Source organism: Streptomyces kronopolitis, assembly GCF_014646275.1.
Taxonomy (GTDB): domain Bacteria; phylum Actinomycetota; class Actinomycetes; order Streptomycetales; family Streptomycetaceae; genus Streptomyces; species Streptomyces kronopolitis.
The window spans coordinates 304,434-320,889 of record NZ_BMND01000004.1; the positions used below are offsets into that span (position 1 = coordinate 304,434).

General features: G+C 73.8%; 12 protein-coding genes. 7 read left to right on the forward strand and 5 right to left on the reverse strand.

Annotation, left to right across the window (positions count from 1 at the left end):
• Positions 1 to 8: 8 nt before the first annotated feature.
• Positions 9 to 3,599, forward strand: a complete 3,591-nt coding sequence (gene cydD, locus IEY78_RS07515) for a thiol reductant ABC exporter subunit CydD (protein WP_229699757.1) — start codon at positions 9 to 11, stop codon at positions 3,597 to 3,599.
• A gap of 160 nt (positions 3,600 to 3,759) precedes the next feature.
• A complete protein-coding gene (locus tag IEY78_RS07520; protein ID WP_189096883.1) occupies positions 3,760 to 5,439 on the forward strand; it encodes a sensor histidine kinase in 1,680 nt (559 codons plus the stop codon).
• An 18-nt stretch (positions 5,440 to 5,457) separates the two neighbouring features.
• Here IEY78_RS07520 and IEY78_RS07525 read toward each other — a convergent pair whose 3' ends face one another.
• Positions 5,458 to 6,393: an HAD hydrolase family protein gene (locus IEY78_RS07525; protein WP_189096788.1), complete on the reverse strand. Its 936-nt coding sequence runs from the start codon at positions 6,391 to 6,393 to the stop codon at positions 5,458 to 5,460.
• A gap of 123 nt (positions 6,394 to 6,516) precedes the next feature.
• On the opposite strand from IEY78_RS07525, the gene IEY78_RS07530 reads away from it, so the two are divergent.
• From IEY78_RS07530 to pspAB, 3 genes are all read left to right on the forward strand, one after another.
• Positions 6,517 to 7,425, forward strand: coding sequence for an LLM class flavin-dependent oxidoreductase (locus IEY78_RS07530; protein ID WP_189096789.1), 909 nt, complete (start codon positions 6,517 to 6,519; stop codon positions 7,423 to 7,425).
• A gap of 204 nt (positions 7,426 to 7,629) precedes the next feature.
• A complete protein-coding gene (gene htpX, locus IEY78_RS07535) occupies positions 7,630 to 8,529 on the forward strand; it encodes a zinc metalloprotease HtpX (RefSeq protein ID WP_189096790.1) in 900 nt (299 codons plus the stop codon).
• A 40-nt stretch (positions 8,530 to 8,569) separates the two neighbouring features.
• Positions 8,570 to 9,133, forward strand: a complete 564-nt coding sequence (gene pspAB, locus IEY78_RS07540) for a PspA-associated protein PspAB (protein ID WP_189096791.1) — start codon at positions 8,570 to 8,572, stop codon at positions 9,131 to 9,133.
• Positions 9,134 to 9,237: 104 nt separating this feature from the next.
• On the opposite strand, the gene IEY78_RS07545 is transcribed toward pspAB, so the two are convergent.
• Positions 9,238 to 9,855 carry a helix-turn-helix transcriptional regulator gene (locus IEY78_RS07545; RefSeq protein ID WP_189096792.1) on the reverse strand — a complete coding sequence of 206 codons (618 nt, stop codon included), beginning with the start codon at positions 9,853 to 9,855 and terminating at the stop codon, positions 9,238 to 9,240.
• 140 nt (positions 9,856 to 9,995) lie between these two features.
• Here IEY78_RS07545 and IEY78_RS07550 point away from each other — a divergent pair, with 140 nt between their 5' ends.
• The gene (locus IEY78_RS07550) at positions 9,996 to 10,586 is read left to right on the forward strand and encodes a DUF3159 domain-containing protein (protein ID WP_189096793.1); all 591 of its coding nucleotides are present in this window, start codon (positions 9,996 to 9,998) and stop codon (positions 10,584 to 10,586) included.
• Positions 10,583 to 11,932 carry a carotenoid oxygenase family protein gene (locus IEY78_RS07555; protein WP_189096794.1) on the forward strand — a complete coding sequence of 450 codons (1,350 nt, stop codon included), beginning with the start codon at positions 10,583 to 10,585 and terminating at the stop codon, positions 11,930 to 11,932. Before IEY78_RS07550 ends, IEY78_RS07555 begins: the two co-directional genes overlap by 4 nt.
• A gap of 186 nt (positions 11,933 to 12,118) precedes the next feature.
• Here the strand turns inward: IEY78_RS07555 and IEY78_RS07560 are convergent, their stop codons facing one another.
• From IEY78_RS07560 to IEY78_RS07570, 3 genes are all read right to left on the reverse strand, one after another.
• On the reverse strand, positions 12,119 to 13,324 hold the full coding sequence (locus IEY78_RS07560) for a MerR family transcriptional regulator (protein WP_189096795.1): 1,206 nt from the start codon (positions 13,322 to 13,324) through the stop codon (positions 12,119 to 12,121).
• Positions 13,325 to 13,353: 29 nt separating this feature from the next.
• Positions 13,354 to 14,295 (reverse strand): metal-dependent hydrolase, encoded by a 942-nt coding sequence (locus tag IEY78_RS07565; protein ID WP_189096796.1) that lies wholly within the window; start codon positions 14,293 to 14,295, stop codon positions 13,354 to 13,356.
• Between the two features lie 296 nt (positions 14,296 to 14,591).
• The gene (locus tag IEY78_RS07570; RefSeq protein ID WP_229699758.1) at positions 14,592 to 16,403 is read right to left on the reverse strand and encodes an SDR family oxidoreductase; all 1,812 of its coding nucleotides are present in this window, start codon (positions 16,401 to 16,403) and stop codon (positions 14,592 to 14,594) included.
• Between the last annotated feature and the right edge of the window lie 53 nt (positions 16,404 to 16,456).

A 16,456-nucleotide genomic window follows, 5' to 3' on the forward strand; every position in this document is an offset into this window, starting at 1 on the left:
AGGAGGGAATGTTTCACGTGAAACCCGTCGACCCGCGCCTGCTCCGTTATGCCCGCGCCACCCGCGGCTTCCTGGTCGCGGTGGTGGTGCTCGGGCTCGCCGGAGCGGGCCTGGTCGTCGGCCAGGCGATGCTGATCGCCGAGATCGTGGTCGGCGCCTTCCAGCACGGCCTCGGTCCCGGCGGCCTGACCACACCACTGGTCCTGCTCGCCGCCGTCTCCGTCGGCCGCGGGCTGGTCTCCTGGCTCACCGAGCTGGCCGCCCACCGCGCCGGTGCGGCCGTCAAGTCCGAGCTGCGGATGCGGCTGATCGAGCGGGCGGCGAAGCTCGGGCCCGCCCGGCGCCCGGCCACGTCCGAGGGAGCGCCGGTCGAGGCGGAGTGGCGCACCGGTGAACTCACCACCCTCGCCACCCGCGGGATCGACGCCCTGGACGACTACTTCGCGCGCTATCTGCCGCAGCTGGGGCTGGCCGTCGTGGTCCCGGTCGCGGTGCTCGCCCGGATCGTCACCGGCGACTGGATCTCGGCCCTCACCATCGTGCTCACCCTGCCGCTGATCCCGCTGTTCATGGTCCTGATCGGCTGGGCCACCCAGTCGCGGATGGACCGTCAGTGGCGGCTGCTCGCCCGGCTGTCGGGCCACTTCCTGGACGTCGTGGAGGGGCTGCCCACCCTCAAGGTCTTCGGCCGGGCCAAGGCCCAGGCCGCCTCCATCCGGGAGATCACCGGCACCTACCGCCGGGCCACGCTGCGCACCCTGCGGATCGCCTTCCTCTCCTCCTTCGCCCTGGAACTCCTCGCCACGATCTCCGTCGCGCTGGTCGCGGTCGGCATCGGGATGCGCCTGGTGAAGGGCGAACTCGACCTCTACACCGGCCTGATGGTGCTGGTGCTGGCGCCCGAGGCCTATCTGCCGCTGCGGCAGGTCGGCGCGCAGTACCACGCCGCGGCCGAGGGGCTGGCGGCCGCGGAGGAGGTCTTCGCGGTACTGGAGACACCGCTGCCGGCCGCCGGCACCGCGCCCGCGCCCGCGGGCACCGCGCTGGCCGTCGAGAACCTGGTCGTCCGCCACCCCGGGCGCACCGCCGACTCGCTCCCCGCCACCTCGTTCGAGGTCCGGCCCGGGGAGACCGTCGCACTGGTGGGGCCCTCCGGCGCCGGCAAGTCGACGCTGCTGAGCGTGCTGCTGGGCTTCACCGCGCCGGCCGCGGGCCGGGCCCTCGTCGACGGGCGGGACATCGCCTCCCTGGAACCCGAGAGCTGGCGGCAGCGGATCGCCTGGGTGCCGCAGCAGCCGCACCTGTTCGCCGGCAGCATCGCCGAGAACGTACGGCTGGCGCGACCGGACGCGGACGAGGCCGCGGTGCGCGCCGCCCTGGCCGACGCGGGTGCGCTGGACTTCGTCGACGCCCTTCCGGACGGGATGGCCAGCCGGCTCGGCGAGTCCGGTGCCGGGCTCTCCGCCGGGCAGCGCCAGCGCCTCGCACTCGCCCGCGCCTTCCTCGCCGACCGCCCGATCCTGCTGCTGGACGAGCCCACCGCGAACCTGGACGGCGCCACCGAGGAGGCGGTCGTGGCCGCGGTCCGCCGGCTCGCGGCCGGCCGTACGGTCCTGCTCGTCGTCCACCGGCCGGCGCTGCTGGCGGTGGCGGACCGGGTGGTGCGCCTGCCGGATCCGGCGGGGACGGAGCCGGACGGCGCGGGCGAGGCGCGGCCGCACACCGGTGCCGGGGCGCGCCCGGAGGCCGCGGCGGTGGTCCCCGCTCCGCGGGACGCGGAAGCCCCCGGCGCCCCGGCGGCGGAGACGGCGGGTCCCACCCGCGGTGCGGCGCTCGCCCGGCTGCGCGGGACGGCCCGCGCCCGCCGGGCACGGCTGGGCCTGGCACTGCTGCTGGGGAGCCTCGCGCTGGGCTGCGCGGTGGGCCTGATGGCGACCTCCGGCTGGCTGATCTCGCGTGCCGCGCAGCAGCCGCCGGTGCTGTATCTGATGGTGGCGGTGACCGCGACCCGGGCGTTCGGCATCGGGCGGGCGGTCTTCCGGTACGCCGAGCGGCTGGTCGCCCATGACGCGGTGTTCCGGATGCTCGCCGACGTACGCGTGGCCGTCTTCCAGCGGCTGGAGCGGCTGGCGCCGGCCGGGCTCGCGGGCCGCCGGCGCGGCGACCTGCTGTCGCGGCTGGTGGCCGATGTCGACGCGGTGCAGGACTACTTCCTGCGCTGGCTGCTGCCGGTCGGCGCGGCGGTGCTGGTCGGCGCGGGCGCGGTCGGCTTCACCGGCTGGCTGCTGCCGCAGGCCGGTGCGATCCTCGCTGCCGGGCTGCTGCTCGCCGGCGTCGGGGTGCCGCTGCTCTCGGGCGCGCTGGCCCGGCGGGCGGAGCGTCAGCTGGCGCCGGCCCGCGGACGGCTGTCCACCCGGGTCGTCGAGGTGCTCACCGGCACCGCCGAGCTGACGGTGGCCGGCGCGCTCACCGCCCGTACGGAGGCGGTGCGGCGCGCGGACCGGGACCTGACCGCGCTCGCCGCCCGCTCGGCCGCCGTGGCCGGCACCGGTGCCGGGCTGTCGGCGCTGCTGTGCGGGCTGACCACGGCCGCGGCGGCGGTCGCCGGGGTCCAGGCCGTGCACGCCGGCCGGCTGGAGGGGGTGGCGCTGGCGGTCGTCGTGCTCACCCCGCTCGCCGCGTTCGAGGCGGTCACCGGGCTGCCGCTCGCGGTGCAGTACCGCCGGCGCACCCGGCACGCCGCCGAGCGGGTCTTCGAGGTGCTGGACGCCCCGGAGCCGGTGCGCGAGCCGGCCGAACCGGCCGACGCCCCCGCGACGCCGTTCCCGCTGGTGGTGCGGGGGCTGACCGCGCGCCACCCGGGGCAGGACCGGCCGGCTCTGGACGGGGTCGGCTTCACCCTGCGGCCCGGGCACCGGCTCGCCGTCGTCGGCACGTCCGGTTCCGGCAAGACCACGCTGGCGCAGGTGCTGCTGCGCTTCCTGGACCAGGAGTCGGGGACGTACACGCTGGCCGGCACCGCGGCCCGGGAGCTGGCCGGTGACGCGGTCCGGCGGCTGGTGGGGCTGTGCGCCCAGGACGCGCACCTCTTCGACAGCTCGCTGCGGGAGAACCTCCGGCTCGCCCGCCGGGACCGGCCGGTGCCGGACGGCGCCGACCAGGACCTGTGGGACGTGCTCGGCCGGGCGAGGCTCGCGGACTGGGTGCGCGGGCTGCCCGACGGCCTGGACACCATGGTCGGTGAGCACGGCGCCCGGCTGTCCGGCGGCCAGCGGCAGCGGCTGGCGCTGGCCCGTGCGCTGCTCGCGGACTTCCCGGTGCTCGTCCTGGACGAGCCCGCCGAGCACCTCGACCTGGCCACCGCCGACGCGCTGACCGCCGATCTGCTGGCCGCGACCGAGGGCCGTACGACGGTTCTGATCACCCACCGTCTCACCGGTCTCGACGCGGTCGACGAGGTGCTGGTGCTGGACCGCGGCCGGATCGTGCAGAGCGGGAGCCCGGCCGCGCTGGCCGCGGCCGACGGCCCCTACCGCCGCATGCGGGAGCGCGAACAGGCCGTGGAGGCGGCCTTCGGCACGGCCCAGCCGGTGGCCTAGGGACCGGCCCGGGGGCACGGTCCGCGGAGTTCCTCCCATACGCGGACTTTCCTCGGAAAAGAGCCGTTATTAGGCTCATGGCATGGCAGCCACTGCGGAACCACCACCCCCGGACCCGGAGGACGCCGGGAGCGGTGGCGCGGGCCCGGCCCCCGACCCCATGGACGCCGCCACCGAGGCCACCCGCAGCCTGCGGGGCCTATCGCCCGAGCTGACCGCCCGGGTGCCCCAGCTGCTGGAGGCGATGCGGACCGTCGGCGCGGGCCTCGACCTGCGCGTCACCCTCGACCGGATCGTGGAGACCGCCGCCGAGATCGCCGACGCCCGCTACGCCGCGATCGGGATCATCGACGAGACCGGCGCCGGGCTCTCGGACTTCGTGACGCACGGCGTGACCCCCCGGCAGCACGAGCAGATCGGCGCGCTGCCCGACGGCCACAAGGGCCTGCTCGGCGCGCTCATCCACGACCCCAAGCCGCTGCGCCTCGGCGACCTCACCGGGGATGCCCGCTCGGCCGGCTTCCCGCCCGGGCACCCGCCGATGCGGACGTTCCTGGGGGTGCCGATCCGGGTGCAGGGCGAGATCTTCGGCAATCTGTATCTGACGGAGAAGCGCGGCGGCGCGGAGTTCAGCGAGGAGGACCTGCACATGGTGCGGGTGCTGGCCACCGAGGCGGGCATCGCGATCGGCAACACCCGGCTGCATTCGGCGACCCGGCAGCGGGAGCGGTGGATCGACGGTTCCGTGGCCGTGACCACCGAACTCCTGGCCGGCAGCGATGTCGACGACGCGCTCGCGGTGGTCGCCGAGCAGGCCCGGAAGCTGGCGGACTCGGCGGCCGGGATCGTGCTGCTGCCCGATGACGAGGGCGGACTGGAGATCGTCGCGGTGTCCGCGGACGACCCCATCGGGATCATGGGCACGCACATCCCCAGCGACAGCCCGGTGGTCGAGCAACTCCTGCGCGGGGAGCCGGTGTTCGTGGAGGACTCGGCCAGCGACCCGCGCATGGTCACGGACATCGCGCAGCGCTTCGGCCCCAGCATGATGCTGCCGCTCAAGAGCGGCGGACGGGTGCTCGGCACCCTCACGACCCCGCGCAGCCGCGGTGCCCGCCCGTTCACCGACGCCGAGCGGACGCTGGCCACCCAGTTCGCGGCGCAGGCCGCGCTGGCGCTGGTGCTGGCCGACGCGCAGCGCGACCGGGAGCGGCTGGCGGTCTACGAGGACCGCGACCGGATCGCCCGTGACCTGCACGATCTCGTCATCCAACGGCTGTTCGCGACGGGCATGATCCTGGAGAGCGCGCAGCGCCGGACGATCGTGCCGGAGGTGGCCCAGGGCGTCGGCAAGGCCGTCGACGAGCTGGACGTGACCATCCAGGAGATCCGCACCGCGATCTTCGCCCTCCAGCAGGGCCCGGCCGAGGCGCCGTCCGGGCTGCGCACGAGGGTGCTGCGGGAGGTCGGCACCGCCGCCGTGCCGCTGGGCTTCCAGCCCTCCGCCGCCTTCGTCGGCGCGGTCGACTCCCGGGTCGGCGAGCTGACCGGCAAGAACCTGATCGCCGCACTGCGCGAGGCGCTGTCGAACGCCTTCCGGCACGCCCAGGCGTCCCGGATCGAGGTAATCGTCGACGCCACGATCAGCCTGCCGGACGGCACCGACGGGGTCCGGCTCACGGTCGCCGACGACGGCATCGGCATCCCGGACGGCGGCCGCCGCAGCGGTCTGCGCAACCTCGCCAAGCGCGCGGAGTCGCTGGGCGGCCGCAGCACCTACGGACCGGGGCTGGGCGAGGCCGGGACGGGGACGACGGTGTGGTGGGAGGCGCCGCTGTGAGGGGGCGCCGGGGCGCGCTCAGCGCTGCCGGCGGCCCTCCGCCAGGATCCGCTCGATGACGATGGCGACACCGTCGTCGTTGTTGGAAGCGGTGTGGCGCGTCGTGGCGGCCAGCACGTCCGGGTGGGCGTTGGCCATGGCGTACGAGGTGCCCGCCCAGGTCAGCATCTCTATGTCGTTCGGCATGTCCCCGAAGGCGACGACCTCCTCCGGGGCGATGCCGCGCTCCGCACAGCAGTGGGCGAGGGTGCCCGCCTTGCTGACCCCGGGCCCGCTGATCTCCAGGAGGGCGGTGGGGCTGGACCGGGTGAAGGAGGCGAGGCCGCCGGCGACCGTACGGGCCAGGGTGAGGAAGGCGTCGGGGTCCAGCTCGGGGTGGTGGGCGAGCAGCTTGATCACCGGCTGGTCCGGGAAGGCGGGGCCGTCGGCCGCACCCGCCGGGGCGTCCTGCGACGGCGCGTCGGGGACCGGAGAGGTGACGAAGTCCTCGGCGAGCAGCTTCTCGGCCGGCGCGACGACCGCGGCCGGGTCCAGCAGCAGGGGCGGGTAGTGCGGCTCGTAGTGGATGCCGCCGGTGCGTTCGACCGCGAACGAGGTACCGGGGGCGGCGTCGCGCAGCGCGTCCACCACGGACAGCGCGGCGGTCCGCTCCAGGGCGCTGACCTCGACGATCCGGCCGCCGCGGTGCAGATCGACGACGGCCGCGCCGTTCGCGCAGATCGCCAGGCCGTGGCCGTGCACATGGTCGCTGACCACGCCCATCCAGCGGGCCGGCCGGCCGGTGACGAAGAACACCTCGATGCCGGCCCGCTCGGCGGCGGCGAGCGCGGCGATCGTCCGGTCGGAGACCGTCTTGTCGTCGTGCAGCAGGGTGCCGTCGAGGTCGGTGGCGATCAGCCGGGGCGCAACGGCCGTAGCGGGGCCCCGGGATGGCGTGGCGGAGGCATCAGTCACGGGGCCATCTTCCCGTACCGCCGTGCACAGGCGGGCGGTGGGTCGCGCGGATGAGCCCCGCGGCGGACGGGGTGGCGGCCGCCGAGGCGGATCGAGGAGCACCTTCCGGGCGGCCGTACGCTCGTGGGTATGCGACTGAGCACCGTGATACTCCCCGTCCGCCGCTGGTCCCAGGCTGGACGGGAGGTGTGGCAGCGCGCCGAGGAACTGGGCTTCCACGCCGCGTACACCTACGACCACCTCTCGTGGCGCAGCTTCCGCGACCAGACCTGGTTCGGCGCCCTGCCGACGCTGACCGCGGCCGCGGCGGCCACCTCCCGGCTGCGCCTGGGCACCCTCGTCACCTCGCCGAACTTCCGGCACCCGGTCACGCTCGCCAAGGAACTGATCTCCCTCGACGACATCAGCGACGGCCGGATCACCCTTGGCATCGGCGCCGGCGGCAACGGCTTCGACGCCACCGCGCTGGGCCAGGAGCCCTGGGAGCCGCGGGAACGGGCCGACCGCTTCGCCGAGTTCGTCGGTCTGCTGGACCGGATGCTGAGCCAGGACGTCGTCTCCTACCGGGGCGAGCACTACTCCGCGCACGAGGTGCGCAACATCCCCGGCTGTGTGCAGCGGCCCCGGCTGCCGTTCGCGGTGGCGGCCACCGGGCCGCGCGGGCTGAAGCTGGCCGCCCGGTACGGCCAGGCCTGGGTGACGACCGGCGATCCCAAGGTCGTCAACGCGGGCGGGACGCCCGACGAGTCGCGCGAGGCGATCCGCGGGCAGGTCGAACGGCTGGGGAAGGCCTGCGCCGACCAGGGCCGGGACGCCGCCGAGCTGCAGAAGATCATGCTGACGGGCTTCACCCCGGACCGCCCGCTGGACTCCGTGGACGCCTTCGTCGACTTCGCCGGCCGCCATGCCGAGCTGGGCATCGACGAGCTGGTCCTCCACTGGCCGATCGCCGATTCGCTCTTCGAGGCCGACCCCGCGGTCTTCGAGCGCATCGTCACGGAGGCGCCGGCGCAGCTGGGCGCGGCCCGCTAGACGGGTTTCCCCGGGGACGGCCGGCCCTACGGGGCGGGCCGTCCGACGCGCCCGGTGGTCTCCTGGCCCGAGCTTTACCCCGCATATAGCTGTGAAGAGGGAGAATCGGGACAGCGGCGCAGTGTGAGGTACGCGGCGCGCGGCGCCCGAGACGGCGCGCGAGCGGGTCGGCACACTGCGCGAAGTGCGGCGTGTGGAGGAGCCATGGCACAGACCCGATTCGCCCCGGACCGCGGGCTGACCTCACGCATGGTCACGACGATGTTCTTCATCGGACTGCTGTACGTGGTCGTCGTCGGCGTGCTGGTGGTGCTGCTCAAGGGCGCGTGGGTGGTGGTCCTGCTGATCGCGGGCGGGCTGTTCGTCGCGCAGTTCTGGTTCAGCGACCGGATCGCTGCCTTCAGCATGGGGGCGCGCGAGGTCACCCCGGAGGAGGCGCCCGCGCTGCACGGCGCCGTCGACCGGCTGTGCGCGCTGGCCGACATGCCCAAGCCCCGGGTCGCGATCGCCGAGTCGGATGTGCCGAACGCGTTCGCCACCGGCCGCAACCAGAAGAATTCGATGGTCTGCGCCACGACCGGGCTGCTCCGGCGGCTGGAGCCGGAGGAGCTGGAGGGCGTGCTGGCCCATGAGCTCTCGCACGTCGCCCACCGCGATGTCGCGGTGATGACCATCGCCTCGTTCCTCGGCGTGCTGGCCGGGATCATCACCCGCGCCGCCCTGTGGAGCGGCATCGGCCGCAACAACCGGGACCAGAACGCGGCCATCGCCGTGCTCATCGTCACCGGCGTCAGCGTGGTCGTCTACGCGATCAGCTTCCTGCTGACCCGGCTGCTGTCCCGTTACCGTGAGCTGTCCGCCGACCGGGCCGCCGCGCTGCTGACCGGCCGCCCGTCGGCGCTGGCCTCGGCGCTCACCAAGGTCACCGGCCAGATCGCGCGGATCCCGACCGAGGACCTGCGCAAGGACCAGGCGTTCAACGCCTTCTACTTCGCCCCGGCGTTCAACAAGGAGAGCTTCAACCGGCTGCTGTCCTCGCACCCGACGCTGGAGCAACGGCTGGACCAGCTGGGCCGGATCGCGGCGGAGCTGGGACGGCCGTGACACACGGTGCCGCCCGCAACGAGCAAGGAGTACCCCGCGCATGGGATTTCTGGACGCCCTCCTGGGCCGCAGCAAGCCGGTACGCCCCGATCTCGACCAGCTCTTCGCCCTGCCGTCGGCCGCGGTGACGCTCCAGGCCGCGGCCGGGTTCGAGCCCACCGGCCTGGGGTCGGTGTGCTTCGCGAGCGTCGAGGGCGGCGCCTTCTCGCGCATCCAGGAGGACGCGCGGGCCCTGCTGGACGGCTCGGTGGAGTTCTCCCAGGACGCGTACGGCTACTCGTGGCTGCTCGCACGGCACCCGGCGGAGGATGTCGCGGGCCTGGTCAATGACCTGCACGCGGTCAACACCTCGCTGGAGGAGTCGGGTTTCGGCCCACAGCTGCTGTGTTCGCTCGTCGGCTTCCGCGACGAACGGCAGCGGCCGCTGGCGCTGGTCTACCTCTACAAGCGCGGCACGTTCTACCCCTTCGCCCCCACGACGGACGCCGGCGAGAAGCGCGACAACCCGCTGGAACTCCAGGTGCGGGCGATGCTCGGGGACGACCTGACCATCGAGCAGGACCTGTCGCGGTGGTTCCCGGTGTGGGGCGCGCCGGGGCTCTGAACCGGGCACGGGGCTCGTGGCCGCGTGGGGCGGGGAGGCCGTGAAGCGGGGGTCTCTCGGCGTTGGTGGTCGTGCGGCCTCCGGTGAGGGGCGGCCGACGGGTGTCAGTCCCCCGCGGTCCGGCCTGCTCTTTCCTGGCCGCTCTCGTCCTGCGGCCGGCCCGGCTCGTGCCTGCGCCGCGCGAGTTCGCTCGCCCTTCTCGCCTTGGCGCCGGTGACCTCCTCGGCCGCCCACCGCGCCCACTCCTCCTGGAACGCCGACATCCGCAGGCCGTACTCCAGCGCGATCCGCCCGTGGACCGAGATCATGTCCTCGTCCCACTGGGCGGTCTCGTCGAGATGCTCGAGTTCGGCGTGGGCGCGCGCGGCGCGCTCGGCCTGATGCAGGAGGTAGGTCTGCGCCTCGAGCGGCGTGACGAGGCCGAGGAAGAAGATGCGCAGCAGGCCGTCATGGCGCGGATGGCCGGTGGGTTCGACCTCGACGAGCCAGTGGCGCAGCTCCGCCAGGCCGTCATCGGTGATCGCGTACTCCTTGCGGCCGCGGGGGCCGTGGGCCGCGACCTCGGCGAGACCGGCCGTCGTGAGCTTGGTCAGCTCGCCGTAGACCTGGCTCTGCGTGGCCGGCCAGACATTCGACAGTGAGGCGTTGAACAGCTTCATCAGGTCGTAGCCGCTCGCCGGGGAATCGGCCAGCAGTCCCAGCACGGCATGTTTCAGGCTCATGGTCCCGACTTTACCTTCCACTGTTGACATGTCAAAGGTGGAGCTTCTATGTTCGACATGTCGAGAGTGGAATGTGCCGCGCAGGGCGGCGACCGGCCGGCGCGCGGAGCGCCGGCGGGTGCGGGCGACGAGGGGGAACCATGAACTATCTGCGGGGCTTCATTCCCTGGCTGGTCTTCGCGGGGGTGTCCTCGGCCGGTTGGCAGTGGGGTGCGCTCGCCGCTCTGGCGACGGCCGTGGTGCTGCTCCTCGCCGATCGCGCGGCCGGCCTCTCGCTCGAACACCGCCTGCTGGAGTACGGCACGATCGCGTTCTTCGCGGCCCTCGGGACACTGGCCTTCGCCCAGCCGGACAGCGCGCTGAAGAGCTACGGCAGTGCCCTCTCGATGGGCTGGCTTGCGCTGATCGCCTGGGTGTCGATCGCCGTGCGGCGGCCCTTCACGCTGGGGTTCGCGCGACGGATGGCCCCGCCGGAGGTCTGGGACAGTCCGCTGTTCCGCCGCATCAACGTCGTGCTCACCGCCGCCTGGGCGTCGTCCTTCACGCTCACCGCGCTCGCCCAGGCCGCAGTCACCGCCCTCGGGTGGAGCGTGGCCGTCTCGATCGCCATCCAGCTCGCCGGATTCATCCTTCCCGTCCGCTTCACCGCCGCCTATCCGGAGCGGGCCCGAGCCCGCTTCCAGCGGGAGTCCGGTACGCGGACCGACATCCAGGGAGGCCTGACCTCATGACCACCACATCCCCGACCACCGCATCCGCATCCGACGCCCCGGCCCCGCACATGGCGGGCAACTTCGCCCCGGTGACGGACGAACTGACCGCCTACGACCTCCCGGTCACGGGCACGATCCCGCCCGAACTCACCGGCTGGTTCCTGCGCAACGGACCCAACCCGCGCGACGCCGCCACCCCGCACTGGTTCTTCGGCGACGGCATGGTCCACGGCCTGCGCCTGGAGGGCGGCCGGGCCGTCTCCTACCGCAACCGCTGGGTGCGTACCGCCACCCTCACCGAGGGCGCGCGGCCGGTGGACGCGCAGGGCCGCCGGAATCTGGCGGCGGGCGTGGCCAACACCCATGTCGTCCGCCATGCCGGACGCACCCTCGCCCTGGTCGAGTCGTCGTTCCCGTACGAGATCGACTGCCGCCCCGGCCATGAGCTGGAGACCATCGGCGTCCATGACTTCGGGGGCCGGCTCACCACCGCCATGACCGCCCACCCCAAGACCTGCCCGGTCACCGGTGAGCTGCACTTCTTCGGCTACGGCGGCCCCACCCCGCCCTATCTCACGTACCACCGTGCCGACGCTTCGGGGGAGTTGGTGCTCAGCCGGCCCATCGATGTCCCGGGGCCGACGATGATGCACGACTTCCACCTCACCGCGCGCCATGTCGTCTTCATGGACCTCCCGGTGGTCTTCGACCACAGCCGCCCCGGCATGCCGTACCGCTGGGACCCGGAGTACGGCGCCCGGCTCGGCGTGCTGCGCCGCGACGATCCCCGGGGCGCGGTCCGCTGGCTGTCCATCGACCCCTGTTACGTCTTCCACGCCCTGAACGCCCACGACGAGGGCGACCGGCGCATTGTGCTCCATGTGGCCCGCTATGCGGACTTCGGCGACGGGACCCCGGCGCACCTGTGGCGCTGGACGATCGATCTCGACACCGGCACCGTCGCCGAGGAGCAACTCGACGACTGCTTCTGCGAGTTCCCCAGGGTGGACGACCGGCTCGCCGGCCAACCGGCCCGCTTCGGACATGCCACCACCGCCGAGCTGCCGGGCACCGGTCCGATACCCGGCGCCCTGCTCCGCTACGACCTGGAGAAGGGCGGGGTCGTCCGGCACGACTTCGGTCCCGGGCGCACCCCGGGCGAGGCGGTCTTCGCCCCGGCCGACGACCGTCCGGGAGGGCCCGGCTGGCTGCTGACCTATGTCTACGACGCCTCCACCGATGCCAGCGATCTCGTCGTACTCGACACGGAGGACATATCCGCCGACCCGGTCGCCACGGTCCATCTCCCCCAGCGGGTGCCCTACGGATTCCATGGCAACTGGCTTCCGGATCCGGCTAGTTGATGCTGACGGCACGGAAGGGCGCGGTAGGGGCCGCGCTCGGCTGAACCTTGACAACTCAAGAGGGATGCGAGGGGTGGGGCGGGGCCTGAGCCCGGCCGGGGCCGGTGGCCTGGAGCCTGTGGCTCGGGCGTGGGCTGCGGGCTCCGAGTGGGACTGGCCGGTGGCCGGGGGCTGACGAGCGCAGGGTCAGGGCCCGGCCGGGCGGCCCCGGTCGCTCTCCTCGGGGGCCGGGCTGTCGTCCTGGTGGGCGGTGGTCCGGGCCGGTGTGCCCGCCGGTGCGGGGCCGCTTCCACCTGCCGCCAGGGCGTCCATCGTGCGGGCGTGCACCTCCCGCTCTGCGGCGGCGGCGAGGAAGGCCGCCGTGTGCTCCGGGCCCACCAGCGCCCGTACAGCCCGCACGGTGTTGGCGGGGAGCGTCACCGTCTCGAACGCTGCCGTCGGGTCGGTGGCGGGACGGGGTGCCGAGACCGGCTGCACGGCTCCCGGAAGCGCGGCGGGGGTACGTGGCCTGGGGACACCCACGGGGCCGCCGGCCGCCCCTTCTGCTGGTCCAGCGGCCGGCCCGACCGCCGGCCCGGCTGCCGCCCTTGCCTCTCCTCGGGGCGTTCCCGCTACCGTCCCGTGCGGACCGGGTGCCTTCGTGGGGCGGGCATCGCTGAGGTGGTGGCGCAGGTACTGGGTGGCCAGGGTGCGCATGGCGCGGGCGAGTTCGGCGTCGACGGTCTGCTGGGCCAGGGGGCGCAGCCGGCGCACCAGAGTGGCGGCCTCCGCCGCCTCGGCCCCGGTCGGCGGGTGGTCCAGGTACGGCTGGAAGATGTGCTCGGTGGTGAAGTCCAGGAACCGTGCGGCGATCTGCTCGATCTGGCCGCGCACTTCCCGCAGATGGCGCGAGATCGCCAGGAGCGGGACACCTGCCGCATGCAGATCGGCGGCGACGGCGAGTTCCTGCGGGCTGGGTACGAGGAAGGCGTCGTCCCGGCCGGGGACCCGCTCCAGGACGCCCAGTTCGACGGCCTCAGCGATCGCCGTCTCGTCCGAGGCGCCTCCGAAGGCGGCACTCAGTTCGGCGCGGGAGAGGCGGGCGGGCTCCTCGTCGGTCCACGGCCCGTCGATCTCGGTGACCAGGCCCAGGACCCCGCCGAGGTCGAGGCCCGCGTCCCAGGCCTGGAGGAGTTCCTTGATGCTGGCCAGGGTGTAGCCGCGGTCGAGGAGACCGGCGATCTGGCGCAGCCGCGCCAGGTGGGCGTCGCCGTAGACATTGGCCCGGCCGCGGCGTTCGGGGCGGGGGAGCAGCCCGCGGTCCTGGTACGCACGGATCGTGCGGACGGTGGCACCGCTGAGGTGTGCCAGGTCCTCGATGCGGTATTCGGCGGGCTGCGGCTGCTCGGTCATGCGGTTGCTCCTCACACCATGGCCGCGCGTCACGGGAGAGCCGCTCGGCCCACCGCACTCGCCGCGGCGCGTGCCGCCGGGGAGGAGGCCAGATAGGCGACGGCCGTGCGCAGCGACCCTTCCTGCGAGGGATGGTACGACCGCCGCAGATACCGCGGTATCGCCGCTCCCAGCTCACCCCAGGTGGGCAGCAGCCCCTTGCGGACGGCACGGCGGTGCGCGCGCAGCGAGTAGCGGGAGGGGGCGGCCAGTTGCGGGTCGTGCCGCAGGAGGTAGGCGGCGCCCCAGCCCCAGAGGTAGAGCAGCACAGGGGCGGTCATGGCCATCCCCAGGACGCGGCGGAGATAGCGGGCGGGATCCTCGCCACCGGTGTGCTGGTACATGTCGAAGGCGACCGCGCGGTGCTCGACCTCCTCCGCGCCGTGCCAGCGCAGCAGATCGAGCATGACCGGGTCGGGCCCGGCGCGGTCGAGGCCCTCGGCGCTCAGCACCCAGTCGCCGAGCACCGCCGTGAACTGCTCGATGGCGGCGATCACGGAGAGCCGGAAGCGCAGCCACTCCCGGTCGGTGAGCGGGAGGCCGAAGGGTGGCTTCTCACCCAGGAGGCGGGCGAAGAGGGAATCGACGTGCCGGGTGTAGGGGGCGGTGTCCAGGCCTTGGTGGGCCAAGTGGTCGAGCACGGTGGAGTGCTGGACGCTGTGGGTGGCCTCCTGACCCATGAAGCCCTTGACGTCCGCGCGGAGTTGGTCGTCCCGGACCAGCGGCAGGGCTTCCTTGAAGACCTTGACGAACCACCGTTCGCCCGCCGGTAGCAGCAGGTGCAGCACATTGATGACGTGGGTGGCGGTGGGCTCGTCCGGTATCCACACCAGCGGTGTGGCCCGCCAGTCGAACGAGACCCGCCGCGGCGCGATGGGGTGGGGCTCCTGGACGTGCGACTGGACGTGCGACGGGAGGTCCGGGGTGGTCATGCTGCGTGCTCCTGGGGTGGTTGGTTCTCCTGTCCGCCGGCGGGGGCATCTGGTCCGGTGCCGGTCGGCCGCTGCTCCGGTCGGCAGCTGCTCAGGCCGAGGCCGACTGCTGCTCCGGCCGGCCCGGCCAGTTCCGTAGTCGGTGGGGCCGTACTCGGGCCGCGCAGGGTCTGCGGCACTGCGCACGTGGCCGGGCCTCGCGTGTGGCCGGCGGCGAGCACTCGCCGTGTGGTGGGCACCCGCCTGCACCGGCACCCGATACCTGATACCCGGGTCGCCCCGGTACAGCCCCGGCCCTACACCCGCCGCTCGAAGCGGGCGAAGGTGCGCAGCAGGCGCGGGGCGAAGCGGGACAGCAGGCGGGCGCCGCGTGCTTCGGGGGTGACCGGCACCACCGCCTGGTTGCGGACGACCGCGCGCAGGATGGCGTCGGCGACCTTCTCCGGCGGGTAGTTGCGCCGCGGGTCCTTCCGCCCGGTCTCTTCCTGGCGCCGCTTCTCCTCGTCGGCCGGGGCCCCGGTGGAGCCGGCGGTGTTGGCGATGGCGGTGTCGACCAGCCCCGGGCACATGGCCGTGACGCCGATGCCCTGCCCCGCCAGCTCGGCGCGCAGACACTCGCTGAGCATCAGGACCGCCGCCTTCGACGTGCTGTAGGCGGGCAGCATCTTCGACGGGAGGAAGGCGGCGGCCGAGGCGGTGTTGACGATGTGACCGCCCTGCCCGCGGTCCGCCATCCGCCTGCCGAAGACCCGGCAGCCATGGATGACTCCCCAGAGGTTCACGTCCAGGACCTTCTTCCAGTCCTCGGTGGTGGTCCGGAGGAAGGGGCCGGCCAGCCCGATACCGGCGTTGTTCACCAGCACGTCGACCGTGCCGTAGTCCGCGTCGACCCGGTCGGCGAGCTTCTCCATCGCCGTCCCGTCCGCGATGTCGACGACCTCCGCCCAGGCCTGGGGTGCGCCGATCAGCCGGGACATGTCCGCGGTCCGTGCCGCGCCCTCGGCGTCCCGGTCGACGGCGATGATCCGCGCACCGGCCTCCGCGAAGGCGAACGCCGTCGCCCGGCCGATGCCGCTGGCCGCGCCGGTCACCAGTACCAGCTGCCCGCCGAACCGGTCGGCATGCGGCCCGGACGCCACGACCCGCCGCGCCGGATCGCCCTCCTCCTTGGCGGTGACGAACGCGCCGATCCAGGACACCAGTTGGTCCGGGCGGGTACGCGGCACCCAGTGCTTGGCCGCGAGGGTGCGGCGCACCAGCTGGGGAGCCCACTCCTCCAGGTCGTCGTAGAGCCGCTCGGAGAGGAAGGCGTCGCCGGTGGGGGTGATCAGCTGGACCGGGCAGTGCGCATAGGCGTCGCCGCGCGGGCGGCGGAGCCGGGGGAGCACATTGTCGCGGTAGAGCCAGGCGCCGTGCGCCGCGTCCCTCGGCAGCGAGGCGGTGGGGTAGTCGCCGGCCGGCATCTTCTCCAGCCGCTCCAGGACCCGCGGCCAGTGCTTGCCGAGCGGGCCCTTCCACGCCAGCTCGGGCAGCACGGGGGTGTGCAGCACGCCGACGTACCAGGACTTGGCGCTCTGCTGCAGCAGTTGGGCGGCGCGCCGGGGGGTGGGGCGCGTCATCCGCTTCTTGATCCAGTGGCCGAAGTGGTCCAGGGACGGGCCCGACATGGAGGTGAAGGAGGCGATCCGGCCCTCCGTGCGCCGCACCGTGGCGAACTCCCAGCCCTGTACCGAGCCCCAGTCGTGGCCGACGAGATGGACCGGGCGATCCGGGCTGACGGCGTCGGCGACGGCCAGGAAGTCATCCGTCAGCTTTTCCAGGGTGAAGCCGCCCCGCAGCGGCCGCGGGGCGGTGGACCGGCCGCAGCCCCGGACGTCGTAGAGCACCACATGGAAGCGGTCGGCCAGCCCGCGGGCGACCTCGGACCACACCTCCTTGCTGTCGGGATAGCCGTGCACCAGCAGCACCGTCGGCTGCTCCGGATCGCCCAGCTCCGCGACGCACAGCTCGATCCCGCCGGTCCGCACCCGGCGCTCCCGCGCCCCCGCGATCCCCGCACCGGCCACGGCCTCGCCGCCCGTTGCGCCGCTCCGCTGCCCCCGGCTCATCCCCGACCCCCTCTTCCGGCCCCTTCCCTCTCCCCGCCCCGGCCCTCGCCCCT

Coding starts and splice junctions, on each gene's coding strand:
- IEY78_RS07570 (WP_229699758.1), bottom strand. CDS start 16,403: ATGAGCCGGGGGCAGCGGAGCGGCGCAACGGGCGGCGAGGCCGTGGCC.
- cydD (WP_229699757.1), top strand. CDS start 9: ATGTTTCACGTGAAACCCGTCGACCCGCGCCTGCTCCGTTATGCCCGC.
- IEY78_RS07520 (WP_189096883.1), top strand. CDS start 3,760: ATGGACGCCGCCACCGAGGCCACCCGCAGCCTGCGGGGCCTATCGCCC.
- IEY78_RS07550 (WP_189096793.1), top strand. CDS start 9,996: ATGAACTATCTGCGGGGCTTCATTCCCTGGCTGGTCTTCGCGGGGGTG.
- IEY78_RS07555 (WP_189096794.1), top strand. CDS start 10,583: ATGACCACCACATCCCCGACCACCGCATCCGCATCCGACGCCCCGGCC.
- IEY78_RS07560 (WP_189096795.1), bottom strand. CDS start 13,324: ATGACCGAGCAGCCGCAGCCCGCCGAATACCGCATCGAGGACCTGGCA.
- htpX (WP_189096790.1), top strand. CDS start 7,630: ATGGCACAGACCCGATTCGCCCCGGACCGCGGGCTGACCTCACGCATG.
- pspAB (WP_189096791.1), top strand. CDS start 8,570: ATGGGATTTCTGGACGCCCTCCTGGGCCGCAGCAAGCCGGTACGCCCC.
- IEY78_RS07565 (WP_189096796.1), bottom strand. CDS start 14,295: ATGACCACCCCGGACCTCCCGTCGCACGTCCAGTCGCACGTCCAGGAG.
- IEY78_RS07545 (WP_189096792.1), bottom strand. CDS start 9,855: ATGAGCCTGAAACATGCCGTGCTGGGACTGCTGGCCGATTCCCCGGCG.